The following is a 24,681-nucleotide window of genomic DNA, read 5'->3' as shown; positions in this document are numbered from 1 at the left end:
ATAACACCTACAGAACAATCAGAAAGGAGTCTTTAAATGGTTGATAGTATTATATTTGACTTGGATGGGACTCTTTGGGACACCACACATATTGGGGCAAAAATCTGGTCAGAAACGGCATCTAAATATAAGGTAAGTGATCAAGTAACCGCTGAAAAGTTAAAAAGCTTGTATGGATTACCGACTGAAGTGATTACAAAAAAATTATTTCCATCTGCCCCGGAGGAAGTAGCTCTGGCCATTATGAAGGAAAGCTGCGAAAGACAATGTCCCTATCTTGAAGAAGATGGCGGAATTCTTTTTCCAAAGCTGATTGAAACGCTGGATGAGTTAAAGAACAGCTATCGGCTTTTCATTGTGAGCAATTGCCAGGAGGGATATATACAAAGTTTCATAAAAGGAAACCAATTGGAAGGCTACTTTGAAGATTTTGAATATCCAGGGCGAACAGGTCTATCCAAGGCAGAGAACATACGCCTGATCATGGATCGTAATTCTTTAAAGAATTCCATCTATGTAGGCGATACATCAGGAGATGCTTCAGCTTCCAAGGAAGCAGGGATTCCCTTTGTCTATGCAAGATATGGCTTTGGAAATGCTGAACATTTCGAAGGGGCAATCGATTCTTTGGACGAATTGCTGCAATTACCGCTCCTAAAGTGATAACTATATTAAGATTTAACAAAATTTTTAGGTTGAAACCGCTAACAGCTTATTGTATACTAACTATGTAATATTGTAATGTCATGACAATACTTTGTATGGAAAAAACATCAAAAGATTTTTAGGGGGATTTGTGCATGAAGAAGAAAGGTTTACTTACATTAATACTAGGGTTAGTAATGGCCATGCTTGTAGTTGGATGCGGTTCTTCCAAGGACTCGGCCGGAAACGATTCATCCGGAGGAAAGAAAATCAAGGTTGGCTTTGCTATCAAGACTCAGGATTCTCCTTACTTTGTGTCGCTGGTTAAAGCAGTTCAAGAGAATGCTAAAAAAGAAGGTTGGGATGTTACCGTATTGGATGCCAACGGCAGCACTTCCAAAGAAGCTGAGAATATGGAAACCTTCATTGCTAGAGGAATGGATTTAATATTCCTGGACAGCGTTGAACCGGATGCGGCCGTACCAAGCATTAATAAAGCTGCAGAGGCCGGAATCGGTGTCATTAACCTGGACAGCGGAGTTGGCGAAGGAGCTAAAGATATCACGACGGTTTATTCCGATAACAAACAAAATGGTAGATTAGTAGGATTGACTTATGCCGAGAAAATGGGCGATCAGGATATTAAAGCGATCATCCTGAGCGGAGCGAAGGGGAACGTAGCCGGTGCAGAAAGAAGAACAGGTCTTTTTGCGGGCATTATTGAAGGAAGAACCGGTGTTTCGGAAGAAAAAGCTTGGGAACTGGCACTGGCCTTTGATAGTGAACTGCTTTCCAAAGGTAAAGCAACGAATGCAGAAGCCAAGTTTACCGTTGCCGGACAAGGCTGGGGTGCTTGGACAGAAGAACAAGGTCTTACTGCCGCAGAGGATTTGATTACTGCTAACCGGGATCTGACCACGGTATTGGGTGAGAACGATCAAATGCTGTTCGGTGCGATGACAGCTCTTGGGAATGCTGGTATCGAAGGTGTTGATATTGTAGCAGCAGCTGATGGAGCTAAAGCAGCGTATGATTTAATTAAAGAAGGGACATACTTTGCTACAGGTGAAAACAGCCCGTATAAAGTAGCACAATTGGGTGTGAAAATTGCCAAAGAAATTCTGGTGGATGGCAAAGATATGTGGAGCTACGATGACATTACATTAACGGAGCCGGCAGCTGTAACGAAGGAAAATGTTGAAGAATACTACGAATTTGGTTTCTAATAACAAACCTGTTCTATCAAGAATCCTCCTTTTGACGAAAGAGGAGGATTTTTTTCTTACCACAACAGATTATACAACAGATTTTCTATGTTTCGCGTCCAGAACAGCTTCAAATTTCTATTTGGCGAAAAGCTGCTGATAGAAAGGGGAGACCAGAATATGCAGGATGAATATATCATCCAAATGAATAATATATCTAAACATTTTGGCGGCGTTAAAGCATTAACGGATGTTTCCCTTAAAGTGAAGAAGGGAGAAATCCATGCACTCATAGGTGAAAACGGCGCCGGAAAATCCACCTTGATGAAAATCCTGGCCGGGGCTTATCAGAAGGATGAAGGTCAGATTTTGATTGATGGGGAAGAAGCCAAAATTGCATCGCCCAAGAGTATGATTAATCTTGGAGTCTCGGTTATTTATCAGGAATTCATGCTGGCACCTGATCTAACCGTGGCGGAAAATATTTTTATTGATAGACTGGCTGAGTTCGGAATGTTTATTCATTGGAAAGACCTGAAAAAGAGGGCCAAGGAGCAATTAGTGAAGTTGGGCTTCGAAGATATCGACCCGGACGCCAAGGTAGGAAGCTTGAGTGTCGCTTATCAACAAATTGTTGAGATTGCCAAATGTTTGGCGAGGAATTCCAAGGTATTGGTTTTTGATGAGCCGACGGCTGTTTTAACCTTCTCCGAGACCCGGAAATTACTTTCGATTATTCGTAATTTGAAAGAAAACGGTGTCAGTATTATTTATATTTCCCATCGTCTGGAAGAATTGTTGGAAATCAGCGATCACATAACTGTATTGAAGGATGGAGGATATGTAGGGACTGTACCTACATCATCTATCAACAAAGAAGAATTGGTGGAAATGATGGTAGGCCGGGAGATCACTCAATTGTTCCCGGAACGGAATGCGGAAATCGGCGAAGAAATACTAAAGGTTGAAAACTTAAGCGCGGGCGACATGGTGAAAGATGTAAATTTTACGGTTAGAAGCGGTGAAGTTGTTGGATTTAGCGGGCTGGTAGGATCCGGCAGAACCGAAGCGATGCGCGCTATTTTTGGTGCGGATAAAAAGAATTCAGGCAAAGTCGTTTTTTATGGAAAAGAAGTAAACTTCAAAGATCCAAAAGAAGCCATTAATAATGGTTTTGGGCTTCTCCCCGAAGATAGAAAAAAACAGGGCTTGTTGTTGGAACAATCCATCCGGATGAACACAACACTAGCGTCCATGTTCAAAATAAAAAAAGCCGGTATTATCAACCATCAAAAAGAGAAAGCATATGTGAAAGACTTATTGGCGAGCATTGCCACCAAGTATGGGTCCATGGAGGATAATGCCAACAGCCTTAGCGGGGGGAATCAGCAAAAAATTGCCCTGGCCAAATGGCTGTCCGCGGACTGTAAATGTGTTGTTTTTGATGAGCCTACACGAGGTGTAGACGTTGGTGCGAAAACAGAAATCTATAAGATCATAAACAAGCTCGCGGAAGAAGGGGTCGGCGTTATCGTCATTTCTTCGGAAATGGCAGAAATCATCGGTTTGTGCGACCGTGCCCTTGTAATGCGTCAAGGTTCTGTCGTTGGAGAAGTCGGCAAATCGGAGCTGACGGAAAACAATCTTATCAAACTGGCAATGGGGGTATGAGACATCATGACTAGTGCTGCAAAAAGATTTAATTTCAAGCAATTCATCATAGATAACAACACTTATATTATATTGGCCATATTAATTATTATCAGTGCTTTGCTTTCGGACACCTTCTTTACATCCATGAACATACGCAACATTCTTCTTCAGCAAGCAGGGCCGATTCTAGTTGCGATCGGGATGTTATTCGTCATCCTGACGGGCGGAATTGACTTGTCCGTCGGTTCGGTCATGGCCGTCGGAGCAACCGTATCCGCTATATTGATCAGTGATTTTGGAATGAACTATGCTCCTGCCATGGTCCTTGCTGTACTTATCGGAATGCTTTTCGGAATTTTCACGGGCGCATTAGTGGCCTATGCCGGTATACAAGGTTTTGTCGCCTCATTGGCCACGATGACCATAGCAAGAGGGGTTTCCTTTGTCATAACCGAGGGCAAACCGGTTAAATTGGCGCCGGGAACGTTGGATACGATTGTTAGCAAAACTTACATGTTTCCAATAATTATCATTGCAATTGTATTGATCATTGTTTGCGCTTTAGTCCAAAAATATACGGCCTGGGGCCGGATTGTTATAGCTATCGGAAGTAACCAAACGGCTGTGCAGCTTGCCGGTATCCGTACCAAAAGGTATGTCATGTCCACTTATGCCGTATCGGCGGCTTTGGCAGCATTAGCAGGTGTATTTATCGCTGCGAGATCATCAACCGGAAGTGCTACGGTTGGAATGGGACAAGAACTGGATGCCATTGCAGCCTGTGTTATTGGAGGTGCAAGTCTTGCAGGAGGGAAGGGCTTTGTCGTTAAAGCCGTTGCAGGCGGACTGATCTTGGGAATCATCGGAAATATTATGAACCTGATGGCCGTTCCGTCTTATCCGCAGGATATTATTAAAGGATTCATTATTATAGCTGCAGTCTTCCTGCAAATTCTCACCAATAAATCGGAAAGAACCGTTTAATAGTTAAATGATTATGAGTAAGTAAGGTGGGATTATATGAAGACCTTAGTGGTAGATTCTAATGGTCAATTACAAGTTAAAGAAATACCGATTCCGAAATATAACTCCAAACAAGCTCTTGTTAAAACGATCAGCTGTGGAATTTGCGGTACGGATTCTACCCTTATTCAATTCGGCTTTAAAGGATTTCCAAAGGAAAAATACCCTCTTATGCTTGGGCACGAGGGGGTAGGTCGAGTTGTTGAGATAGGTTCTGAAGTAACAAGCTTCAAAGTTGGAGATATTGTCTTGCTCCCATTTAACGATGCAGATGAAGAGCTTTACGGCTCATTAGGCTCGGCTTGGGGTGCTTTTAGCGAATATGGTGTAGTTAACGATAAGGCGGCATATAAAGAGGGAGAAGTTCCCGAAGTTGCCTATGCACAGCAGATTGTCCCCGAGGATATTGATCCGGTAGATGCGGCCATGCTTGTCACCTTACGGGAAGTATTCAGCAACATTAAATATTTTGGTGTTGGGGATAACGATAGTATCGTAGTTTTTGGCAGCGGACCTGTGGCGGTCACTTTCATCAAACTGATGAGTTTGATGGGAATCAAGTCCATTATCGGGATTGCCAGAAGCGAAGCCAAGAAAAATCTTCTTTTGGAAAATGGGGCAACGACGGCCTTTAACAGCAAGGAATGTGACGTTGCTAAAGAGATCCGAGCACTATACCCCGATGGCGTTAAATATGTTTTGGATGCAGTCGGGTCTACGGATATTATGAATCAGGCGATGGAATTGATTGCGGATCGGGGAGAAATTCTTTGTTATGGCGTCCCAAGAGACAATCAAATGCAGTTGGATTGGAGTAAGGCTCCATATAACTGGAAAATTAACTTTCAGCAAATGCCGTCTAAGCTTGAGGAAGCTGAAGCCTATGATCAGATTTTAGAATGGATAAGAGCAGGCGAGCTTAACTTGAAAGACTTTATTTCAGATTACTTCAAGTTTGAAAATATATTGGAGGCATTTGAAAAGTATAACAACCATCAGATTCCTAAGAAAGCCATTATTACTTATTAATATTTGAAGATCATAAGACCTAGAATGAGAGAGGAGATCTGACCATGATCCAAGCCATTATGACCGAACCTGGCAAAATTGAATTTAACGATGTGCCCGTTCCAGAGGTGAAATCGAACCAAATCAAAATTAAAATGAAAAGCATCGGAGTTTGCGGTTCGGATATTCATGTAAATCATGGGAAACATCCCTATACGAGTTACCCTGTCGTTCAAGGACACGAGGTATCGGCAGAGGTTGTTGAAGTGGGCTCTGAAGTGACGAATGTTAAAGTTGGGGATAAGGTTACGATTCAGCCTCAGGTCGTATGCGGTGAATGTTATCCTTGCACCCATGGAATGTATAATGACTGCGAAGAACTTAAAGTGATGGGTTTTCAGACGACGGGGATGGCCAGTGAATATTTTGTAGTGGATGCTGACAAAGCATTGGCACTGCCTGCCGATATGAGCTGGGAGCATGGAGCATTGATCGAACCGCTTGCGGTCGCTGTGCATGCTGTAAGACGCGCTGGTGACATAAGGGGGAAAAAGATTGTAGTGCTGGGCGGAGGCCCGATCGGCAATCTGGTGGCCCAGACAGCCAAAGCAATGGGAGCGGCAGAAGTTCTTATCTCGGAACTAAGTCCGTATCGTTTGGAAGTTGCGCAGAAATGCGGTATTAAAACCGTCGATGCCAAGAACGAGAACTTGTTGGACTCGATCATCGCGAATTTCGGCAAGGATCGGGCCGATTATATCTTTGAGTGCATCGGCATTAATGCTACGATCAATCAAGCGATCGAATATGCGCGCAAAGGCAGCACGATTGTCGTTGTCGGTGTATTTGGCGATTTGGCAACGGTCAATATGGGATATGTACAGGACCATGAATTATCGTTGCTCGGCAGTGCCATGTATAGAGAAGAAGATTATATCAAAGCCATTGAGCTTGTCAAAGAAGGTTTGATTGAATTCGATACTCTGATTACACATCGAGTGAAATTCAGAGACTATGCCGAAGCTTACGAAATTATTGACCAGCAGAAAGACAAGGCCATGAAAGTCATGATTGAAATGGAATAAGCTGTCTCAAAAGTAGTGGAATCGCTCCACCTTACGAAACACAGAAACGTTATTCGGCCAAAAGAAGCTCCCTGCATTTTTTAACGAAACTAGAAATTCGTTAGCGAGACTGAATCCGGGCAGAGAAAGAGCGAGGCTAGTGGGGCAAAATCCCACTAGCCTCGCTCTTAATTGTTGTGACAGTCTATGTCAGAGCAGAAGGTGCCCGATCGTTCACAAACTGCGAACGATCGGGCACAATAGAAAGTTAGCTGCAAAGCTTAGGATGATCTGGCCTCTTTGATTTTTTGCACAAACTGCTGGGCTAAACTTGTGATCGTTTTATAATCGCCTGTCTTGGAGCTGGCCGTAAGGCTGCCTCCCGAACCGACAGCAACGGCGCCCGCTTTGATCCAGTCACTGACATTATCCAGACTTACGCCGCCTGTTGGCATGAGGTTAGCTTGCGGCAGCGGCCCTTTGATCGCTTTGATGATTTTGGGCCCGAAGGCTTCCCCCGGGAACATTTTGATAATATCCGCACCCAACTCCATGGCTCGTACCACACCCTCAACGGTCATAGCGCCAGGCATACAGGGCACCTGATAACGATTGCACAATCTAAGGACATCTTCGCTGAGATAAGGGCTTACCACATATTCCGCCCCTGAAAGCAGCGCAATCCGTGCCGTTTCGGAATCTAATACGGTTCCCGCGCCAATAATGATTTCGTTCTGAAATTCTTTAGCCAATTCTTCGATGACTTGGGTAGCGCCCGGGATCGTATAGGTAATTTCAATAGCCGCGGCGCCGCCCTTTAAACAAGCCTCGGTGATTTTTTTCGCTTCTTCCGCATTTTCCGCCCGGACAACGACCACTAATCCGGAGTCCGTAATTTTTTTAACGACTTCCCATTTTTTGCTCATCGTATATTCTCCTATTCTTTCCATTTCGGATTATCGATGATTTCAGGCTTTCCGTCCTTTTCAACAACAAGCTTTCTGTATCCTTTAGTTTCAATCGTTCCATAGTCATGCCCGGCATCAGCCCGGTAGGCATAGAAAGTCACCAGCGGTTCATTGCCCAGATTGATGCTTCGATGGGCATAGCGCGGCGGCACATAGACGGCCTGTCCCGGAGTAAAATATTGGATATCCCAATCTCCTTCCGGATTTTCCATCAGCATCGCGCCATTACCGCTTAAGCAGTAGTAAACTTCCCCGGTTTCCAGAATGGTGTGGAAGTGGCCTTTGGTCATGTAATATTCATTCCCTACTTTGCCCGGGTAGACGATGCTAGTTCCGAATAACAGGTTGCCTGGTGTTTCCGGCACATCCAACTCGTAAAATTCATAAACGAGCGGATCGTTATTTTGTACGGCTGCCTCAAAAGCAGCGTCATCCGCGTACATTCCCTTCATTTTTGAAAGCGGGCGCTTGGTCGATTCCTTCGTTTTGGACAAACCTGTCATCAGGTCAAAATCAAGTACAAATGGTTTTACTGTGTTTTCACTCATGTTGTATTCTCTCCTTATTATCTCATTTCATTGGAAATCTGTTCGATTCGGTCAAATACGGCTCCGGTAATATCGATATGGAAAACTTCGGAAACGACCTGTGTCCACCCGTGGATGAAGTAAATCCAGCCGTCTTCCACATGAAGGTTTTTTGATTCCTTCTGACGAAGGGCCTGGTGCATGAAATCGAGCTCTCCGCGGTAATTCAATTCCCATACAAGGCTTTTCTCCGGGAAGATGCCATTGTCCGTTAACGGTGACCCTGGACGATCTTTTCCTAACCCGGTCGCATTAATGATCAGGGAATGCGGTTTGATTCGGGCAAGCAGGGCATCGTTCTGGGTCGGTTCTGGTGTTAAATGGTATTCGGCTTTAACATCGGGATTAATTTCTTTAACAATCCGCTCGATCTCATCCAGACGCGGTTGGCTGCGGTTGGCGATCACCACTTTAGAAGGGATGTTCTCACCGTTTTTAGGATCCAACAGGTAGGAGCAAATCGCGATCGCACTGCCGCCAGCTCCGATGACGAATAGTTCTCCGCCGTTATCCTTCCAATAGTTTTCCGGAATGAAAGCTTCCATGGCCAGACCGCTGGAAATAGGGTCTTTGGCGTACCCTTCCAACTTGCCATCCTTTTTGGAAATAGAAGAAAGTTCACCAAACATGGTGGCATAAGGATCAAGGTAATCAAAGAGATCCTTGGCTGCATGATAAAGGTCGATCTTGTGGGTGGTAACAAGAGCCCCTAACGATAATTCATCATTTTTAATAAATTCCACGACATCCCGATAAACCTGGGGTTCCGCATGGATGTCGATATCAATCCCTTTCAGAACCGCATTTTCCAGTCCCAATGCTTCTGCCCACAGAGGGAACAGCTTCATGATCGAGGATTTCGTGGTAGTGACGCCAATGAAATACATGGTCGGTTGGGTTGCTTTTTCAGGTAATTTCATTTGGAATGGCTCCTCTCCATTTCTCATTTTTTCAGCGATTGAAAAATAGTTCTAAACGCTTTTGCTGAATGCTTTGGCCGGATTGTCATACATTATTTTGTGAATCAAGGCTTTGGGCACGCCGCCTTTCTCAAGCTTGGGCAAAAACGTTCTGGCCAAATAGTCCAACCCGAGTTCGCCGCCATAGCTTTTTAAACGTTTGCGGGTCGTATCCAGCGAAAGTAAAATTTGATTTTCATACCCTGCCTCAATCAGCCTGGTGATGAGCTCGACCTCTTCTTCATCTGAATGATATTTAAACCGGCCAATGGTATCGAGCTCTAAATAGACTCCCGTGCTCGCCACATGGAGCATATACTCGGCATTTTCCATTTCCCGATCCAGATGGCAGATGATCAGCCGGTCAGGCTCCAGGCCGAAATCGGTATAGAGCTTGATCTGGTCAAGAGCTGCACGCCCCATTTCCGTGTGACTCATGATCGGTGCTTTGGCAGCGATGGCCGCCTGGGCTGCCGCTTTGAAAAGCCTGTAATATCGTCCGCCCACCCCTTGAAAATCGGAGGCGGTTTTGATGATGCCGGCTTTGGCAGTGATTTGTTCTTGAGGCCAGGCTTCTTCACCATCGGCATACATCCCGTTCTGCAGCTCATCGATAAATAATTCCGTCAGTTTGTCGGCATCGGTCGTATGAATCCAATGGTCATCAGGATAAAAAACAAGCTTGTGGAAGCCGGTGGAGGCGACGATTTGAACCCCGGTCTGCTGTGAAGCAGCTGCCAGCCACCGGCTATGACGTCCGCTTCCTACCGGCTGTGCTTCGACAATCGTGGCTCCGCCAATCTCTTTGAACAAATTCAGCTCCTGAATCGTTTTGTCATAATCATCGATTTGCAAGGCCGGATCCATTTTAGCGGATTGCCCCTTTTTCAAGAAAAGATGCTCGTGGCTATGACAGAAGCCCATTTGTTCCGGCGAAATGGGTCCGGTTACGGTAGTGATGACTTGGTTTGAGCGTAAATTTCGGTCAGCCCTGCTCATTTGGCATCATCCTTCTGAGCGAGCATCTCGATGAGATTTTCGGTGGACACCATCGCCATTCGCTCCACGGCTTCATGGGTGAAAGCACCAATATGCGGAGTCAAGATGAAATTCGGCAGTGCCACCAACGGATCTCCTTGCTGGGGAGGCTCGGACGAATAGACATCCTGTGCGGCCGCCGCTATTTTGTTATGGCTAAGGGCATCATACAGGGCTGCTTCATCCACAAGCTCTCCGCGTGACGTGTTAATCAGTACGGCCGTCGGTTTCATCAGTTTTAGAGTTTCAGCATTGATCAGCCCTTTGGTATCCTCGGTGGCCGGCAGGTGAAGAGAGATAACATCCGATTCTTTCAATATTTCGTCGAGCTGTTCTTGTCTTTGGACATTATATTTTTCAAGGAATTCCTGATCCTTGAAATAAGGATCATAGATGGCGGCCTTCATCCCAAGCCCAACCGCACGTTTGGCTACCTCTTTTCCAATTTGTCCGCCGCCAACGACGCCAAGTTTCTTATTCGTTAATTCGAAGCCGATGCTGCGGTCCCAACCATAGGATTTGACGCCGGCTGCAATGGCCGGGAGATTCCTGGCGCTTGCGAACATGAGGGCGATCGCATGCTCGGCAACCGAAATGGAGTTGGTTCCGACAGCATTTTTGACGAGAATTCCCAATTCTTCCGCTCTCTTGAGGTCGATATTATCCATGCCGACCCCATATTTGGAGATAGCCCGCACACTTTTACATTGCTCAAGAACGTTAGCCGGAAGCGGGTCGATCCCGATGATAATGCCGACCACATTGTCTTGAGCGGCATCGATGATTTCTTCCTCAGTCATTGTTCGGCCCAAGTTGTTTTCGATGATTTCGTAGCCGCGCTCTTGCAGCAGCCGATGTGCTTTCTCCTTGTAGTTTTTGAATGATTTAGGCGTGATTAAGATTTTTTCTGCCATTGCATCCTCATCCCCATTTTTAAGTTTTGTATATGAGATAATTTGTGGAAAGGCGCTGTATTGCAGCATGATCTTTTACTTGATCAAAATAGGCCTCGTCCTCAAATGTCCAAGGGCAACTTGTATTATCCAGTGTCTACATACTAATGTTATTATGTCTTTACATTTGAAAGTAAAAAAATTTATCGATTCATTTCAAAAGTAAAAGTGTTGCGGTCCCCTCTATATTTGGCTAAAGAATATTCAATGGGCGTTCCGTTGGATAAGAAGGTTGTGCTTTTGATGAATTGAATGGGCGCCCCTTGTTTGACATTGAGCAATTGAGATTCATAATCTCCCGCTAAAACGGATTCCAATTTTCGGACAGCCTTTGTAATTTTTAATGATAATTCAGCTTCAATTAATTCGTACAAAGACTCTTGCTCTAAATTTTTTTCTAATAGGAAGTGGCAAATGTTATAGGGTAAAAAGGTATCCACAATTACAATGGGATCCTCATTGGCAAAACGCAATCTTTGCAGCTTGATTACTTTGGACCCTTCCATTATACGCAAAACGTCACTGATGGATTTATCGCTTTTTACCGTCTCTATGCTCAAAACCTTTGTCGATGGAGTTAGACCCTTCTTTTTAATTTCATTATTAAAACTGTCTAAGACTTGAAGAAATTCTTGCTGGATTTTCGGGCGGGATACAAATGTTCCTTTGGCTTTAATCCGATACAGAAAGCCTTCAAAAACCAACTCATTAATGGCCTGCCTGACTGTTGGCCGGCTGATCTTAAAATGAGCGCTAAGCTCCTGCTCAGTTGGAATCGGTACGTCAAAGTTGTCATGACTGTTGATAATATATTCCAGTAAAATTTCCTTTAACTGATAATAAAGGGGAGTTGGAATCTCTTTATTCAATGTTTTTTCAAATAAAGTGGACATGACTCGGTTCCTCATTCCTGTTATTCCAAATGTAATGACATAAGAACATTTAAGACAACTCCATCATAAGTCTTACCCCTGTACTTGTCAATCCCTCGGGTTAAAAATATCATTTACTTGACGCTGTAGGAGATGAAGAAAATAGGGTGCTAATAAAAAAGGGCCGATAGGCCCCTTGAGCTAATTGAATCTGATACGATTTCTCCTCTAAATATCGTAGCTGCGCGTCTCGATCTTCGTGCGATAGCTTCGGCGGAACAGGAGGCAGATTATTCTCCAATTATGCCCCCGCTTTAATCAATATATTTGCGATTTCCTCGAATCCGCGTTTCTGCGCATGCTCCAAAGGAGTGATGCCTTCCCCATCGCTAATGTGGACATCAGCCCCATGATCCACTAACAGTTGTACGATGGTTTGATGCTTCTCTCCGCCGTTACCCAGAATGACCGCTTCCATTAATGCCGTCCATTGCAGACGATTGATATGATTGACATCCACATCGGAATGAGTGAGAAGTTCTTTAACTACTTCCACATGCCCCCGCTCGGAAGCAGGGATAAGAGCCGTGCCCCCGAATCGATTAGTAAGCTTGGTATCCGCACCGGCATCAATCGCGAGCTTTACGATGTCAAGCAAGCCTTCCGCTCCGGCATGCAGGAGCACATTATCCAAGTTGTTATCGCGGATGTTAATGTCTGCCCCCTTCTGGATAAGCGCCTTTACCGTATCTACCTTATTGTTGTAAGTGGCTGCCAGGACGGCTGTTCTTCCGTGTTTATCCATGGCATTGATGTCTGCCCCGTCTTCAAGCAGCTTCAGAACGTTCTCGGTGTCTCCTTTTTCCGCAGATAGAATTAATTGTTCGTTCATCTCATCCACCTTCTTTTCTGTTGATTGAGTTTCTTTCGGTAAGCTTTGCGAGGATTTGGGGATTGCATGGCATGCGGTAAGCAAAACAACAAATAAAATCATAAAGAGACGATACATCATCACCGCTCCTTTTCCTTCTATACAAATATGCTAACATGGGAATCATTATATGAAAAATATAAAAATAATAAGTTTTACTAAAGCTTTTGATATACAAAGAAGGAGAGTCGCACCCCTCTTTCTCCCGTCCTTTTGACCGTTATCCCTTAAGCTCAGTACTATTCCTGCAGGACTCACATCTCTTTTTCTGCCCTTTGGGCTATTATCCCTATTGCTCAGTATCTTTGGGAATTAGGATGGGTTAATATAGATTTGAAAGTTATAAATATGAAAGAAGTCAGGCCTATGAACCGATTCTGAGCCAAGGGGATAGTAGTCCAAAGCCACGGCAAAGGGACAAGGCGCTGATAGCGGCAGTACTTCGAAGACAAGGAAAACATGATTTAGGGCATGGAATGCCAACGGCCTGTCTTATCAATAAGTTTTAGCTATTCAGACTCAATGGACAAATCCGTTGGGCCTTTTTTGTATCCAGTGAGAAGCAAAGGGGCTATCTCGTAGTCATCAAAAGTGACCGAGGGACCCCCTTTTTTTTGTTTCGAAAAAATTAGACAGTATATTGACGAATTAAAAAGTACTCTGCTATAATGAATTTAGTCATTATATTGTCTAAATCAAAGAGGGGATTAATAAATGGACTTCTACAAAGATCTATTTTTAATGCAGCAAACTTACGCAACCCTGTTTTCGGTTACCAACAAGCTTCAGGTACAAGGGGATCAATACTTAAAGAGCTTGACGTCAAGACAATGTATGGCGATGGTGGCCATTATCCATTTGCCGGAAGGAGGAGCGACGCTCAATAATATTGCGAGAAAGTTGGGCACCACCAAACAGAGTGTGAAACAACTGATAAACATCATGGAGAAAAAAGGCTACGTCAACGTTGTACCCAGCAAGCAGGATAAGCGCGCTGTCAATGTTGAAATTACGGAATCCGGCAAGCAAGTCCTGATGGAGTGCGGTGAAAAATCGATATACTTTTTCGCAGATGCCTTTAAACATTTCACTACGGAAGAGATGGAAATTTTATGGAGTTTATTGAAGAAGCTGTATCGTTTTGACGGAGAAGAGCAAAGTGGTTTTGAAGAGAATATCGATTTTGAAGGGGAAGAAAACTTGACTGAAGCTCAAGAGAGAGTCATGAAAGAATTTGCAAGACTGAGAACGGAATCTGAAATGAAGAGGAGATCCAATGAATAACATTGTGACCGTTAGAAACTTAAAGAAAAGTTATGCTGCCAAAAAAGCCGTGGACGGTATTAGTTTCGTAGTCCGACAAGGGGAAATTGTTGGTTTGTTAGGTCCTAACGGGGCGGGGAAGAGTACGACGATCCATATATTGGCCACTATATTAACGGCTGATCAAGGGGAAGTGACGATTCTGGGCCATTCTCTACCCCGGGACGTCAAGCAGGTCAAACAGGGGATTGGAATCGTCCCTCAGGATTTGGCTATCTATGAAGAAATGACCGCCTGGCAAAACGTGCGTTTCTTTGCGGGCCTGTACCATCTTAAAGGAAAGCAGCTGGAAAACCAGGTGAAGGAAGCTTTGGAGCTGGTGGGACTTTATGACAGAAGAGACGATAAGCCCAAAACCTTCTCGGGCGGTATGAAGAGAAGGCTGAATATTGCCTGCGCCATTGCCCACCAGCCCCAGCTAATCATTATGGACGAACCGACGGTCGGTATCGACCCCCAATCCAGAAATCATATTCTGGAATCCATACGAACGCTGCAAAAAAGAGGGGCATCTGTCATTTACTCCACCCACTATATGGAGGAAGTAGAGGCCATTTCGGACCGAATCATAATTATGAACGAAGGGAAAATCATTGCCGAAGGGACCAAAGAGGAGCTCAATCAGATGGTGAATGATGAAATCACCTATTCTTTCAGCGTGAGAAATGGAAATGAGTTAAACGGTAAGCAGCTAAATGAAATAGAAGGTGTAGCCAAAGTCAAACTGGGCGAAAGCCATGTTGAGGTCACTTGCGAAAGGGCGAAGGATAATCTTAATGAAATCATATTTTCCATAATAGCCAATGGCTGCAAGATTGAAAGCATGAGCAGTCGGGAAGCGTCTTTGGAAACGACGTTTTTGGAGTTGACGGGAAGAAATTTAAGGGATTAGGAGAATGAAATGAACTTTATAAAAATAGTTAAGCTGGATTTGATCAATATCCTGAAGAATCCGACGCTGTTAATATCGAATACCGTACTGCCGTTGATCCTTATTGGGGTATTGGGGTTTGCCACAAGCGGACTTTTTGGCGCGGGGGACGTGAGCTCTTACGATTATTATGGCGTCACGATGATGATTTTTACGGCGTTAATGATTGCCATGACCGTTTCCAATACGTTCATGGAGGACAAAGTAAAGCGCGGCAACGCCCGTATTGTATTTGCTCCGGTTTCCAAAATGGAAATCTATTTATCCAAGGTGGCCGCTACTTTTATTATGGGTACCCTTTCATACAGTGCTTTATTGCTGATAGGCCAATATCTGTTTCACATGAACTTCGGGGGACAGAATATCGGGTACATTATGCTGTTAATCAGTGCTTTTTCGTTATTCGGCTGCTGTCTAGGCACGATGTTCTGCTGTATTTTCAAGAGTGAAGAAGGGGCAAATGCGGTATTGCAGGTTGTAGTGATGTTGCTTGTCTTCTTCGGCGGTATCTTTTTTCCTGTAGCCAATCTTGGAAAATTCGTGGAAACCGTCTCTTATCTATCTCCGGTTAAGTGGATGACGGAAAGTGCTTTTCGGATCATTTATGATCATGACTTCAGCCTATTCCTTCCGGTTCTTGCCCTCGTTCTGTCCGGCTCGTTCGTTTGTCTGCTGATCTGTCAAATCCTTTATAAACCGGAGGAATATGCATGAGCATTGTCCTGCATCTGTTCAGAAACCATTTAAACCGGATTCTATCCAAAAAAGAGATCATTATCATAGCGGTCGTCGTTATACCGGTGATGATCGGGGTTGCCGTATTCTTCTCCGGAAGAATGGAGACGAAGGAAACCGTTGCGCTAGTTTCGGAACATGTTCAGAGCATTCCCGAGGATGACAGGCTTCATATCGAAGTGATGAGTGAGAAGCCGGCGATTTCCAATCTCCTGTTGGGTAAATACGCGGCCATCGTGGAAGAAAAGAAAGACGGATTTTATGAGATAGCGACAATAAAAAGCGAAACGGTAAAAAATAAATTGGAGGCCTTTTTTAACGATAATCCCATGGCGGCAAACCATCCGGCGGAAGAGGCGAAAAGAGGCTTCGGAACGAATATTCTGGGATTTATTCTGATGATTGTTTTAATGCAGGGAGTTGCCCTGACGATCCTCTATCCGGAGGATAGGGCTCTAAAGACGTTCAGACGGGTGTTGACGGCACCGGTTAGCGAAAAGCAATATCTGCTGGCGCAGGGGATTTTTACTTTTGTCTGTCTCTACATCCCGACCTATCTGGCCGTTGTAATTACGAAGGCAGCCTTTGGGGTGGAGATCGGTTATAGTCCGGGAATGCTGGCCATGCTGATTGGAATTCTTGCCGCTCTCTCAACGGCACTGGCCCTGTTTATGTCATCCGTGCTGGAACGGAATGTCTCTATGGTGGCGAGCGCCATTTATGTCATCACTTCCGTCTTGGCTGGTTGCTTCTATTCCTTCACTGGGAACAGCCAGGTTCTGGACACCCTTTGCCGGATTTTCCCGCAGAAGGCCTATATGACACTGATTCAGGGAATAGAAAACGGGAGCGCCATGCTGGAGTACAAGGGACAGCTTATCTATTTGCTGGCTTGGATTATTGGACTGTGGCTCCTGGGAAGCATGATTACGCGAAGGAAAATGAAGAAAGAAATATATTAGCCATAAAATTACCTGAAACTCATTTGGACCCCATTTCCAAAGGGGTTCTTTTTTTACCTATTGACTTCCAAGCTGGAATAATGTTACAGTTGTTGTAGACCGACGGTCGGTCGATAATGGTGGAGGAGTGAACAATGAGAATTTCCAAAAAACCTGAAGAACGAAGAAACGAAATATTGGACGCTGCGGAGATGCTATTTACGACCCAAGGATACTCCAACACGACCGTTAATGACATTCTGAATAAGGTCGGAATCGCGAAGGGGACGTTCTATTACTATTTTCAATCCAAGGAAGAAGTGATGGACGCCATTGTTATGCGATTCATAGGCATGGGGGTACAGGCGGCCAAGCAGATTGCCGCAGATCCAAATCTGCAAGCTCATGAGAAAATATTTCAAATCCTGATGGCCCAGAAGCCTGACACCGGCCGCAAGGAACAAATGATCGAGCAGCTGCACGAAGTGAACAATGCGGAAATGCATCAGAAAAGCTTGGTGGAGACGATCCTCCAGCTAACTCCTGTGTTGACGGAGGTCATTGAACAAGGAATAGCGGAAGGCACCTTCCGGACCCCTTATCCCAAGGAAACGATAGAATTTCTGCTTGTTTCTTCCCAATTTTTATTTGACGAAGGAATTTTCGAGTGGCCGCCCGATGAATGGATGCAGAAAGCGTTAGCCTTTACCTATGTTATGGAAACGACGCTGGGGGCAGACCAAGGCAGCTTTAGCTATGTTCTTGAAATGATTGGGCAAGGTTCGAAAAATATCCACGATAAAGGAGCGGATTCCCATGAATAAAACCGAAGTGGTTGCCAAAGTATCGGAGAAATCAGGCGTAGGCCTCACGGAGTGCCACAAGGTGCTGGAGGCTTTGGAAGAAGTGCTGAGCGATGAACTATCTCATTCCCAAGGTGTAAGCAATGCCTTGGATAAGGTGTACAGTGTGCTGCAATTTTTTAAAAACAAAAACAGGTGATGGCCGTGGACCCTATGATCGTAGTCAAAGATTTTGTGAAGAAATATGGGGATTTTACAGCGGTGGACCGGGTTTCCTTCGAGGTGGAAAGCGGGAGCATCTTTGCTTTCCTCGGGCCTAACGGAGCGGGCAAAAGCACCACCATCAATACCTTATGCACGATTATTGAGAAAACTTCAGGAACTATGCTAATCGACGGCAAAGATGTCAGCCGGGACAAAGATGGGGTGCGAAGTGTCATCGGCGTGGTGTTTCAAGACTCTACCCTCGACAGCAAAATGACGGTGGAAGAAAATTTGAAGATGCATTGTTATTTCTACGGGTTGCCCAAATCGGTCATGAATGAGCGGATTGAGTTTGTGCTTGAGATCGTGGATCTCGGTGAATGGAAGAAAGCGATGGTCAGCAGCCTGTCCGGAGGCATGAAGAGACGGGTGGAAATAGCCCGCAGCCTTTTGCACCTGCCTAAAGTTCTGTTCCTGGATGAACCTACGACCGGTCTGGACCCTCAGACGAGAACGAATATTTGGGAGTATATCATCAAGCTGCAGAAGGAAAGAAGCCTGACCATCTTCTTAACGACTCATTATATGGATGAGGCTGAAATCAGTCATAAAGTAGCGGTCATGAATCATGGCAAAATTATTGCATTCGATACACCGAGCGCGTTAAAGCAGCGCTATACCAAGAACAAAGCGGACATAACCAGCATGGATGAGCCGGGCTTAGAGGCTTTATTGACCAAATTTAATATGAATTTCACAAGAAATCGCGGTTGCTATTCCGTAGAGTGGAGCGATCTGCCCCAATTGATGGAAATCATCAGCGAGCACAGGTCTGCCATTCAAGAGCTGGAAATTAAAAAGGGAACCTTGAACGATGTGTTTCTCGAGATTACAGGAAAGGACATAAGGGGGTAGGCGGGATGCGCATTATCGGGGCCTTATGGTTAAGAAATGTAAAGCTGTTTGCCAGAAATCGGGTGCAGTTGATTTTAATTTTGATTATGCCGTTTTTCTATCTGTATTTGTTAAGCACCATTTTTCAAAGCACCGATGTCAGCAATCCGGTCCATTATGTGTTAGCCGGTATCGTGATTATCGTCGTTTTTCAGACGTCGCTGAATATAGCCACATCCACGATCGAAGATATCGTCTCCGGGTATATGAAAGAAGTGCTGGTCAGCCCGGTCAAGAGAATACAGATTGCTCTGGGCCAAATCTTGTCCTCCACAACGATCGCCACGTTGCAAGGAATTCTTATTCTGGTGGTAGGTTATTTTATAGGAATGAAATATTCCTCCGCCGCCACCCCGCTGGCTGTCATCGGTTTTATGATTTTTGTAGGACTTGTATTCTCGGCCTTCGGATTATTTATCGCCACATCGGTTAAAAATTCCCAGACCTTTCAGATTGTTTCGGTCGCCATAACTACGCCGATTACTTTTTTATGCGGCGTTTATGTCCCGCTCAGCCTGCTTCCGGATGGCTTGCAGTTCATCGCTTTATTGAATCCGATGACCTACGCTGCGGCTTTTTTCAGAGCATTGAGTTTGGAGAAAATGTCCTTATCCGCGGATGAGCTAATCGCAGAACAGCTTGCTTTTAAAATAAACCACTTTATCATTACGCCTCAAGTCAGTATCCTCTTGGTTCTATCCTTCGGGCTGTTATTTTTATTGCTGTCTACCGTCGCCTTTTCCAAAGTCGATTTTTCGAGAATGAACCGTTCCAAAGGGAATAAAGATATTTTTCAGCAGTAGAGACTATTAGAAGAAGGATTCAAGAAAATCCGATGCTGACCGAATCCTGGGGAAGGATTTCCTCAGCAACAGAGGCATAACGCTGGTCCTGCTGATTTTTATTATGGCTATCCTCTATGCTCGCGGCCAGCGGATCTAAGGGGGGCAGCCTCTTCTGCTTTTTATGTCGAATATGTCAGTAGATGTCATATATCCATAATATAATGAAGCAAAGAGCAGGGGAGGTTGCTTTCAATGAAATCACTAAACGGAAAAGTTGCGTTGGTTGCAGGGGCCACCCGCGGCGCTGGGAGAGGGATTGCCATTGAATTGGGGGCCGCAGGATATAAGGTTTATGTTACTGGCCGAACGACACGCAGCGAACGGTCCGAGTATAACCGGCCGGAGACGATTGAAGAGACAGCGGAGCTGGTTAATCAAGCCGGGGGACAGGGAATAGCTGTTCAAGTGGATCATTTGGTTCCGGACCAGGTTCAGGGGCTGATCAGCCGTATCGAGCGCGAGCAAGGAAGGCTGGATGTTCTTGTCAATGACATATGGGGAGGAGAGCTTCTGACGGAGTGGAATGTGCCGATATGGGAACATTCCCTGGAAGGAGGCCTGCGTCTGTTAAGGCTGGCTGTAGAGACGCATCTCATTACAAGTCACTTTGCCCTGCCATTACTAATCAAGCATCCAGGGGGGGTGCTGGTCGAGATGACCGACGGTACGGCTGAGTATAACCAAAATCATTACCGATTATCGGTGTTCTACGATTTGGCCAAAACAGCCATTCAGCGATTGGCCTGGTCTCAGTCACAGGAGCTGGAGCCTTACGGGTGTTCTGCGGTTTCGTTGACTCCGGGCTGGATGCGTTCGGAAATCATGCTGGAGCATTATGGGGTCAGTGAAGCGAACTGGTCCGATGCCGCTGCCAAGGAACCGCACTTTATTATTTCGGAAACGCCGAGATATGTGGGTCGGGCGGTCGCCGCTCTAGCCTCGGATCCTCAAGTGTCGAAATGGAAGGGACAATCTCTTTCCAGCGGACAGCTTGCCAAGTTTTACGGGTTCCGTGATCTCGATGGCTCACAGCCGGATTGCTGGAGGTATATTAAGGAAGTGCAGGAAGCGGGAAAGCCGGCAGATGCGAAGGGGTATAGGTAGGCAGATTTTCTAGAATTATGATAGGAGCTATTCATGCGCATATTTTCCGGGCTCACCAGCCGGTTACAATGATTATCCCTGCATCTATTTGTTTGATTGTTGCTGCCGTCATCATCGTTTGGGAGCTTAAAGTTCGCTTCTAATATGAAGGACTTCCAACGGATTTGATTCCGGATGGTTGACAAGAAAGTCTCCAAAGATTATTATAATACCTATAGGGGTATATGTATAACCCCGATCATAAGAAATGGAGGCTATAGATATGAAGACTGTTCAAGTTACCGATTCTACTTTGGAATCTGTTATTCGCGATAATAAGGTGGTGCTGGTCGATTTTTGGGCTCCTTGGTGCGGACCCTGCCGTATGATAGCCCCTGTTCTGGATCAATTGGCGGATGAATTGGGAAACCAAGCGGTCATAGCCAAGCTGAATGTGGATGAGAATCCGCAACAGGCTGGCGAGCATCAGATTCAAAGCATTCCTACACTGAAGTTATTTTACCATGGCAAAGAAGTACAGACGTTTGTAGGTGTTCAGTCACTGAGCAAGCTTAAATCGGCTATTCTGTCCTATACCGGTTAATGTCCTGAAGATCATCCTCAATTGTAAGTGAATAGCATGAGTTTATTAACTGCACAATAATAGGGAGAGGGTGACCTATGGAACTGGATATAGGGTGGATCCTCGTTTTGTTCACTATTGGATTCCTGGGTTCCTTTATCTCCGGCATGGTTGGAATTGGCGGGTCGATCATTAAATACCCGCTTTTGCTCTATATTCCGCCTGCTCTGGGCTTTGCCGCTTTTACAGCACAGGAAGTATCCGCCATAAGCGCGGTGCAGGTATTTTTTGCTTCCTTGGCTGGAATATTTGCTTATCGCAAAGGCGGTCTGATCAATACCAAGCTTATTCTCTACATGGGAGTTCCAATTGTGTTGGGCAGCTTTCTCGGTGGCTACGGATCGAGATTTTTGCCGGATTCCGCTATTAATTTGACTTATGCCTTCATGGCGTTGACCGCGGCAGTCATGATGTTTTTACCGAAGAAAGAATCGGAACGCATGGACTATGCTAACATTCGCTTTAATGCCGCTGCAGCGGCCGTTTCAGCAGGGCTTGTCGGGATTTTATCCGGAATTGTTGGAGCGGCGGGTGCTTTTATTATCGTTCCCATTATGTTAGTTATACTAAAGATCCCGACGAGAGTAGCCATAGCTTCCTCTCTGGCCATTACCTTTATATCTTCGATTGGTTCTGCAGCAGGAAAGCTTATGGGCGGTCATATGCTGCTGATTCCGTCTATTATCATGGTCATTGCCAGCATTATGGGTTCACCTATCGGCGCCAAGACCGGACAGAAGATGAACGTCAAGCTGCTGCAATGGCTGCTTGCCGGATTGATTACCGCAACCGTGATTAAGATTTGGCTGGATATTCTGATTTAGCTTTGGTGCACAGAAAGGCCCGTTTAACAAACGAATACTTGACAGTAAAAAAATTTTTAGTCAATATAATACCTATAGGTGTATAAGTATAAACAGGGTGAAAGACATAAAATCGGAGGTTATGGAAAATGTCCGCACATGCTATTCGCGCAGATCTGGCGCTGGATTGTAAAGGGCTCTCCTGCCCGATGCCCATCGTCAGAACTAAGAAAGCAATGGATCAAATAAGTTCCGGGCAAGTGATTGAGGTTCAAGCGACAGATAGAGGCTCGCTCGCGGATATTCAAGGGTGGGCCCAAACTACAGGTCATCAATACTTGGGAACGGTTAATGAGGGGGAAGTCCTGAAACATTATCTTCGTAAAGCAAGCCCCGATGAATTGAAAGAAGAAGTGAGGTTCCCTAACAAGATGACTAACGAGGAGCTTCTGAAGAAGCTTGAGGCGCAAGAGCCGCTAACGGTGCTCGATGTGCGTGAACCGGCGGAGTATGCTTTCAGCCATATACCCGGGGCGATTTCGATTCCTCTTGGCGAGCTGGAGAACCGGATTCAGGAGTTGAATCCTGATCAACCCATTCATGTGGTTTGCCGCACAGGTGCCCGCAGCGATATGGCCTGCCAATTACTCGCGGGTCAAGGCTTCGAGGAAGTGTTCAACATTGTTCCTGGAATGTCCGGCTGGACAGGATCAACGGACAAGCTTTCCTAAAAGGAGCGGCGTCAGAAGAGACCAGAGCAAGCAAATAATTCGGAACAAGAAGTAATCATATCAAAAAGGCATGGATGTCGCGGGGCGGCGCCTTCCTGAATTACGCCAAGGATGCCAATATCACGCTATCGTTTCTAACCCATAAAGGAGAGATGACCCATGACGAGTGCAACCGAGATTCAGCCAATGACCGCACAGGAATTAACTCGTATCGTTTTGAATCATGAAGAGCTATTAATTCTCGATGTCCGCAACGAAACGGATTTCAATGATTGGAAAATTGAGGGCGGGCGTACCGAAATCTTTAATACTCCCTATTTTGAATTGCTCGATGGTGTGGATTCGGTGCTGGAACGCATTCCCGACGGTCCTAAGGTGCTGGTTGTCTGCGCCAAGGAGGGCTCATCCAAATTCATCGCTGAGCAAATTGCGGAGGCCGGACGCAGGGAAGTCTACTATCTGAAGGGCGGCATGAAGTCGTGGAGTGAGCATCTGGAGCCTGTCCATATAGGAGAGCTTAAGGACGGCGGCTCAATTTATCAGTTCGTGCGGATCGGCAAGGGCTGTCTTTCTTATATGATTGTGTCGAACGGCGAGGCTGCGCTGGTGGATACGCTCCGAATGACCGAAGTATATGAAAGCTTTGCCAAAGAGCATGGGCTGCAGATTAAGCATACGATAGATACCCATCTTCACGCTGACCATATATCGGGTGGAAGAGCGCTCGCCGAGAAGGGGGGAGCAACTTATTGGCTGCCGCCAAAAGACGCGGAAGAAGTGGTGTTCCCTTACTCCCGACTGGAGGAAGGTCAGACGATCCGGGTCGGAAGCACTGAAATCAAGATCCAGCCCTTGTATTCGCCAGGCCATACAATTGGGAGCACGTCGCTTATTGTAGACGATCGCTACCTGCTGACAGGCGATATTTTATTCATCGAGTCGATTGGCCGTCCCGACTTGGCAGGCAAAGCAGGGGACTGGGTTAGAGATCTGCGCAATACATTGTATAACCGGTATAAAGAGCTGTCAGACGATTTGATCGTGCTGCCTGCCCATTTTGGCAAAGTATCGGAGCTGGGAGAAGGCGGACGAGTATCCGCCCGATTAGGGGATTTAAACCAAACCAATCCGGGGTTGCAGATCCCCGATGAAGAGGAATTTCGCCGCACGGTGACAGAGAACTTGCCGCAGCATCCCAATGCCTACCAAGAAATCAGGCAAACCAATATGGGGAGAATCGAGCCGTCCCCCGACGAACAGCAAGAAATGGAAATCGGCCCGAACCGATGCGCGGTTCATGATAAATAAACAGCAAAAAAACGGAAAATTGAACCGATAAACACGAAAATACTAGATTAATGATAAATCGATTCTAACAACGGGAGGGTATTACTAATGGAAGCAAATGTTGTGGTGGATACTAAAGGGATGGCTTGTCCGATGCCGATCGTTAAGGCGAAGAAGGCTTTGGACAGCTTGGAGCCGGGACAGATTATGGAAGTCCTGTCTACGGATAAAGGCTCTCTTAATGACTTTCAAGCCTGGGTCAAGCAAACGAATCACGAACTGATCAAGCATGAGGAAGAGAACGGCGTGTACAAATTTTATGTCAAAAAGGTTTAGCGTGGTTAAACTTTTAGATGGCAAGAAGCGATCACACAAGGTGGTCGCTTCTTACTTGAATAGAAAAGAAGGAGACCTTTATGGTGAGGGAGGAAGACTTTTCTAAAACTCGGTTGACCATCAGCTTTTCCAGCACATCCAGTATCTCCAGATTTT

The 24,681-nt window shown here is 45.5% G+C and carries 27 protein-coding genes; 20 read left to right on the top strand and 7 right to left on the bottom strand.

Features of this window, described 5'->3' with window-relative positions; genetic code table 11:
- The first annotated feature begins 36 nt into the window (after window positions 1-36).
- The 6 genes from KJS69_RS20370 (at window position 37) to KJS69_RS20345 (ending at window position 6,619) form a co-directional block, all read left to right on the top strand.
- A complete protein-coding gene (locus tag KJS69_RS20370; RefSeq protein ID WP_213585639.1) occupies window positions 37-663 on the top strand; it encodes an HAD family hydrolase in 627 nt (208 codons plus the stop codon).
- Between the two features lie 137 nt (window positions 664-800).
- Window positions 801-1,871 carry a substrate-binding domain-containing protein gene (locus KJS69_RS20365; protein ID WP_213585638.1) on the top strand — a complete coding sequence of 357 codons (1,071 nt, stop codon included), beginning with the start codon at window positions 801-803 and terminating at the stop codon, window positions 1,869-1,871.
- A 159-nt stretch (window positions 1,872-2,030) separates the two neighbouring features.
- Entirely contained in the window at window positions 2,031-3,521 is a 1,491-nt protein-coding gene (locus KJS69_RS20360) for a sugar ABC transporter ATP-binding protein (protein ID WP_213585637.1), read from the top strand.
- A 6-nt stretch (window positions 3,522-3,527) separates the two neighbouring features.
- The gene (locus tag KJS69_RS20355; RefSeq protein ID WP_213585636.1) at window positions 3,528-4,487 is read left to right on the top strand and encodes an ABC transporter permease; all 960 of its coding nucleotides are present in this window, start codon (window positions 3,528-3,530) and stop codon (window positions 4,485-4,487) included.
- Between the two features lie 36 nt (window positions 4,488-4,523).
- Window positions 4,524-5,555, top strand: a complete 1,032-nt coding sequence (locus tag KJS69_RS20350; protein ID WP_213585635.1) for a zinc-dependent alcohol dehydrogenase — start codon at window positions 4,524-4,526, stop codon at window positions 5,553-5,555.
- Between the two features lie 44 nt (window positions 5,556-5,599).
- On the top strand, window positions 5,600-6,619 hold the full coding sequence (locus tag KJS69_RS20345) for a zinc-dependent alcohol dehydrogenase (protein WP_213585634.1): 1,020 nt from the start codon (window positions 5,600-5,602) through the stop codon (window positions 6,617-6,619).
- A gap of 260 nt (window positions 6,620-6,879) precedes the next feature.
- On the opposite strand, the gene KJS69_RS20340 is transcribed toward KJS69_RS20345, so the two are convergent.
- The 7 genes from KJS69_RS20340 to KJS69_RS20310 all read right to left on the bottom strand — a co-directional run bounded on the left by KJS69_RS20340 (window position 6,880) and on the right by KJS69_RS20310 (window position 12,867).
- Window positions 6,880-7,524 (bottom strand): bifunctional 2-keto-4-hydroxyglutarate aldolase/2-keto-3-deoxy-6-phosphogluconate aldolase, encoded by a 645-nt coding sequence (locus KJS69_RS20340; RefSeq protein WP_213585633.1) that lies wholly within the window; start codon window positions 7,522-7,524, stop codon window positions 6,880-6,882.
- A gap of 11 nt (window positions 7,525-7,535) precedes the next feature.
- The gene (locus tag KJS69_RS20335) at window positions 7,536-8,114 is read right to left on the bottom strand and encodes a glucose-6-phosphate isomerase (RefSeq protein WP_213585632.1); all 579 of its coding nucleotides are present in this window, start codon (window positions 8,112-8,114) and stop codon (window positions 7,536-7,538) included.
- A gap of 17 nt (window positions 8,115-8,131) precedes the next feature.
- Window positions 8,132-9,073, bottom strand: a complete 942-nt coding sequence (locus tag KJS69_RS20330) for a shikimate dehydrogenase family protein (protein ID WP_213585631.1) — start codon at window positions 9,071-9,073, stop codon at window positions 8,132-8,134.
- 51 nt (window positions 9,074-9,124) lie between these two features.
- Window positions 9,125-10,111, bottom strand: a complete 987-nt coding sequence (locus KJS69_RS20325; RefSeq protein WP_213585630.1) for a phosphotriesterase family protein — start codon at window positions 10,109-10,111, stop codon at window positions 9,125-9,127.
- A complete protein-coding gene (locus KJS69_RS20320) occupies window positions 10,108-11,064 on the bottom strand; it encodes a phosphoglycerate dehydrogenase (RefSeq protein WP_213585629.1) in 957 nt (318 codons plus the stop codon). The genes KJS69_RS20325 and KJS69_RS20320 overlap by 4 nt, the downstream gene beginning before the upstream one ends.
- A 182-nt stretch (window positions 11,065-11,246) precedes the next feature.
- Window positions 11,247-11,996, bottom strand: a complete 750-nt coding sequence (locus KJS69_RS20315) for a GntR family transcriptional regulator (RefSeq protein WP_213585628.1) — start codon at window positions 11,994-11,996, stop codon at window positions 11,247-11,249.
- A gap of 280 nt (window positions 11,997-12,276) precedes the next feature.
- A complete protein-coding gene (locus KJS69_RS20310) occupies window positions 12,277-12,867 on the bottom strand; it encodes an ankyrin repeat domain-containing protein (RefSeq protein ID WP_213585627.1) in 591 nt (196 codons plus the stop codon).
- A 753-nt stretch (window positions 12,868-13,620) separates the two neighbouring features.
- Between KJS69_RS20310 and KJS69_RS20305 the strand changes: the two genes are divergently transcribed.
- The 14 genes from KJS69_RS20305 (at window position 13,621) to KJS69_RS20240 (ending at window position 24,525) form a co-directional block, all read left to right on the top strand.
- The gene (locus tag KJS69_RS20305; RefSeq protein WP_213585626.1) at window positions 13,621-14,190 is read left to right on the top strand and encodes a MarR family winged helix-turn-helix transcriptional regulator; all 570 of its coding nucleotides are present in this window, start codon (window positions 13,621-13,623) and stop codon (window positions 14,188-14,190) included.
- Window positions 14,183-15,121, top strand: a complete 939-nt coding sequence (locus tag KJS69_RS20300; RefSeq protein WP_213585625.1) for an ABC transporter ATP-binding protein — start codon at window positions 14,183-14,185, stop codon at window positions 15,119-15,121. Before KJS69_RS20305 ends, KJS69_RS20300 begins: the two co-directional genes overlap by 8 nt.
- A gap of 9 nt (window positions 15,122-15,130) precedes the next feature.
- The gene (locus KJS69_RS20295) at window positions 15,131-15,874 is read left to right on the top strand and encodes an ABC transporter permease (protein WP_213585624.1); all 744 of its coding nucleotides are present in this window, start codon (window positions 15,131-15,133) and stop codon (window positions 15,872-15,874) included.
- A complete protein-coding gene (locus KJS69_RS20290) occupies window positions 15,871-16,857 on the top strand; it encodes an ABC transporter permease (protein WP_213585623.1) in 987 nt (328 codons plus the stop codon). Before KJS69_RS20295 ends, KJS69_RS20290 begins: the two co-directional genes overlap by 4 nt.
- A gap of 134 nt (window positions 16,858-16,991) precedes the next feature.
- Window positions 16,992-17,660 (top strand): TetR/AcrR family transcriptional regulator, encoded by a 669-nt coding sequence (locus KJS69_RS20285; protein ID WP_213585622.1) that lies wholly within the window; start codon window positions 16,992-16,994, stop codon window positions 17,658-17,660.
- A complete protein-coding gene (locus KJS69_RS20280) occupies window positions 17,653-17,838 on the top strand; it encodes an HU family DNA-binding protein (RefSeq protein ID WP_213585621.1) in 186 nt (61 codons plus the stop codon). The genes KJS69_RS20285 and KJS69_RS20280 overlap by 8 nt, the downstream gene beginning before the upstream one ends.
- Window positions 17,839-17,843: 5 nt before the next feature.
- Window positions 17,844-18,758 carry an ABC transporter ATP-binding protein gene (locus KJS69_RS20275; RefSeq protein WP_213585620.1) on the top strand — a complete coding sequence of 305 codons (915 nt, stop codon included), beginning with the start codon at window positions 17,844-17,846 and terminating at the stop codon, window positions 18,756-18,758.
- A 5-nt stretch (window positions 18,759-18,763) separates the two neighbouring features.
- Window positions 18,764-19,600, top strand: a complete 837-nt coding sequence (locus KJS69_RS20270) for an ABC transporter permease (RefSeq protein ID WP_213585619.1) — start codon at window positions 18,764-18,766, stop codon at window positions 19,598-19,600.
- Between the two features lie 234 nt (window positions 19,601-19,834).
- A complete protein-coding gene (locus tag KJS69_RS20265) occupies window positions 19,835-20,746 on the top strand; it encodes an SDR family oxidoreductase (RefSeq protein ID WP_213585618.1) in 912 nt (303 codons plus the stop codon).
- A 262-nt stretch (window positions 20,747-21,008) separates the two neighbouring features.
- On the top strand, window positions 21,009-21,329 hold the full coding sequence (trxA, locus tag KJS69_RS20260) for a thioredoxin (RefSeq protein WP_213585617.1): 321 nt from the start codon (window positions 21,009-21,011) through the stop codon (window positions 21,327-21,329).
- A gap of 77 nt (window positions 21,330-21,406) precedes the next feature.
- Entirely contained in the window at window positions 21,407-22,192 is a 786-nt protein-coding gene (locus KJS69_RS20255; protein ID WP_213585616.1) for a sulfite exporter TauE/SafE family protein, read from the top strand.
- A 128-nt stretch (window positions 22,193-22,320) separates the two neighbouring features.
- Window positions 22,321-22,902: a sulfurtransferase TusA family protein gene (locus KJS69_RS20250; RefSeq protein ID WP_213585615.1), complete on the top strand. Its 582-nt coding sequence runs from the start codon at window positions 22,321-22,323 to the stop codon at window positions 22,900-22,902.
- Between the two features lie 186 nt (window positions 22,903-23,088).
- Entirely contained in the window at window positions 23,089-24,210 is a 1,122-nt protein-coding gene (locus KJS69_RS20245) for an MBL fold metallo-hydrolase (RefSeq protein WP_374706685.1), read from the top strand.
- A gap of 87 nt (window positions 24,211-24,297) precedes the next feature.
- Window positions 24,298-24,525 (top strand): sulfurtransferase TusA family protein, encoded by a 228-nt coding sequence (locus tag KJS69_RS20240; protein WP_213585613.1) that lies wholly within the window; start codon window positions 24,298-24,300, stop codon window positions 24,523-24,525.
- Window positions 24,526-24,681 lie beyond the last annotated feature (156 nt).

Origin of the sequence: Paenibacillus sp. J2TS4 (assembly GCF_018403245.1) — a bacterium.
Taxonomy (GTDB): domain Bacteria; phylum Bacillota; class Bacilli; order Paenibacillales; family NBRC-103111; genus Paenibacillus_L.
The sequence above is the reverse complement of the archived record's forward strand: the minus strand, read 5'-3'. Positions and strand labels throughout refer to the sequence as shown.

Bases quoted from the DNA above. Each gene is read 5' to 3' on its own strand.
- KJS69_RS20370 (WP_213585639.1), top strand. From the start codon at position 37: ATGGTTGATAGTATTATATTTGACTTGGATGGGACTCTTTGGGACACC.
- KJS69_RS20365 (WP_213585638.1), top strand. From the start codon at position 801: ATGAAGAAGAAAGGTTTACTTACATTAATACTAGGGTTAGTAATGGCC.
- KJS69_RS20360 (WP_213585637.1), top strand. From the start codon at position 2,031: ATGCAGGATGAATATATCATCCAAATGAATAATATATCTAAACATTTT.
- KJS69_RS20355 (WP_213585636.1), top strand. From the start codon at position 3,528: ATGACTAGTGCTGCAAAAAGATTTAATTTCAAGCAATTCATCATAGAT.
- KJS69_RS20350 (WP_213585635.1), top strand. From the start codon at position 4,524: ATGAAGACCTTAGTGGTAGATTCTAATGGTCAATTACAAGTTAAAGAA.
- KJS69_RS20345 (WP_213585634.1), top strand. From the start codon at position 5,600: ATGATCCAAGCCATTATGACCGAACCTGGCAAAATTGAATTTAACGAT.
- KJS69_RS20340 (WP_213585633.1), bottom strand. From the start codon at position 7,524: ATGAGCAAAAAATGGGAAGTCGTTAAAAAAATTACGGACTCCGGATTA.
- KJS69_RS20335 (WP_213585632.1), bottom strand. From the start codon at position 8,114: ATGAGTGAAAACACAGTAAAACCATTTGTACTTGATTTTGACCTGATG.
- KJS69_RS20330 (WP_213585631.1), bottom strand. From the start codon at position 9,073: ATGAAATTACCTGAAAAAGCAACCCAACCGACCATGTATTTCATTGGC.
- KJS69_RS20325 (WP_213585630.1), bottom strand. From the start codon at position 10,111: ATGAGCAGGGCTGACCGAAATTTACGCTCAAACCAAGTCATCACTACC.
- KJS69_RS20320 (WP_213585629.1), bottom strand. From the start codon at position 11,064: ATGGCAGAAAAAATCTTAATCACGCCTAAATCATTCAAAAACTACAAG.
- KJS69_RS20315 (WP_213585628.1), bottom strand. From the start codon at position 11,996: ATGTCCACTTTATTTGAAAAAACATTGAATAAAGAGATTCCAACTCCC.
- KJS69_RS20310 (WP_213585627.1), bottom strand. From the start codon at position 12,867: ATGAACGAACAATTAATTCTATCTGCGGAAAAAGGAGACACCGAGAAC.
- KJS69_RS20305 (WP_213585626.1), top strand. From the start codon at position 13,621: ATGGACTTCTACAAAGATCTATTTTTAATGCAGCAAACTTACGCAACC.
- KJS69_RS20300 (WP_213585625.1), top strand. From the start codon at position 14,183: ATGAATAACATTGTGACCGTTAGAAACTTAAAGAAAAGTTATGCTGCC.
- KJS69_RS20295 (WP_213585624.1), top strand. From the start codon at position 15,131: ATGAACTTTATAAAAATAGTTAAGCTGGATTTGATCAATATCCTGAAG.
- KJS69_RS20290 (WP_213585623.1), top strand. From the start codon at position 15,871: ATGAGCATTGTCCTGCATCTGTTCAGAAACCATTTAAACCGGATTCTA.
- KJS69_RS20285 (WP_213585622.1), top strand. From the start codon at position 16,992: ATGAGAATTTCCAAAAAACCTGAAGAACGAAGAAACGAAATATTGGAC.
- KJS69_RS20280 (WP_213585621.1), top strand. From the start codon at position 17,653: ATGAATAAAACCGAAGTGGTTGCCAAAGTATCGGAGAAATCAGGCGTA.
- KJS69_RS20270 (WP_213585619.1), top strand. From the start codon at position 18,764: ATGCGCATTATCGGGGCCTTATGGTTAAGAAATGTAAAGCTGTTTGCC.
- KJS69_RS20265 (WP_213585618.1), top strand. From the start codon at position 19,835: ATGAAATCACTAAACGGAAAAGTTGCGTTGGTTGCAGGGGCCACCCGC.
- trxA (WP_213585617.1), top strand. From the start codon at position 21,009: ATGAAGACTGTTCAAGTTACCGATTCTACTTTGGAATCTGTTATTCGC.
- KJS69_RS20255 (WP_213585616.1), top strand. From the start codon at position 21,407: ATGGAACTGGATATAGGGTGGATCCTCGTTTTGTTCACTATTGGATTC.
- KJS69_RS20250 (WP_213585615.1), top strand. From the start codon at position 22,321: ATGTCCGCACATGCTATTCGCGCAGATCTGGCGCTGGATTGTAAAGGG.
- KJS69_RS20245 (WP_374706685.1), top strand. From the start codon at position 23,089: ATGACCGCACAGGAATTAACTCGTATCGTTTTGAATCATGAAGAGCTA.
- KJS69_RS20240 (WP_213585613.1), top strand. From the start codon at position 24,298: ATGGAAGCAAATGTTGTGGTGGATACTAAAGGGATGGCTTGTCCGATG.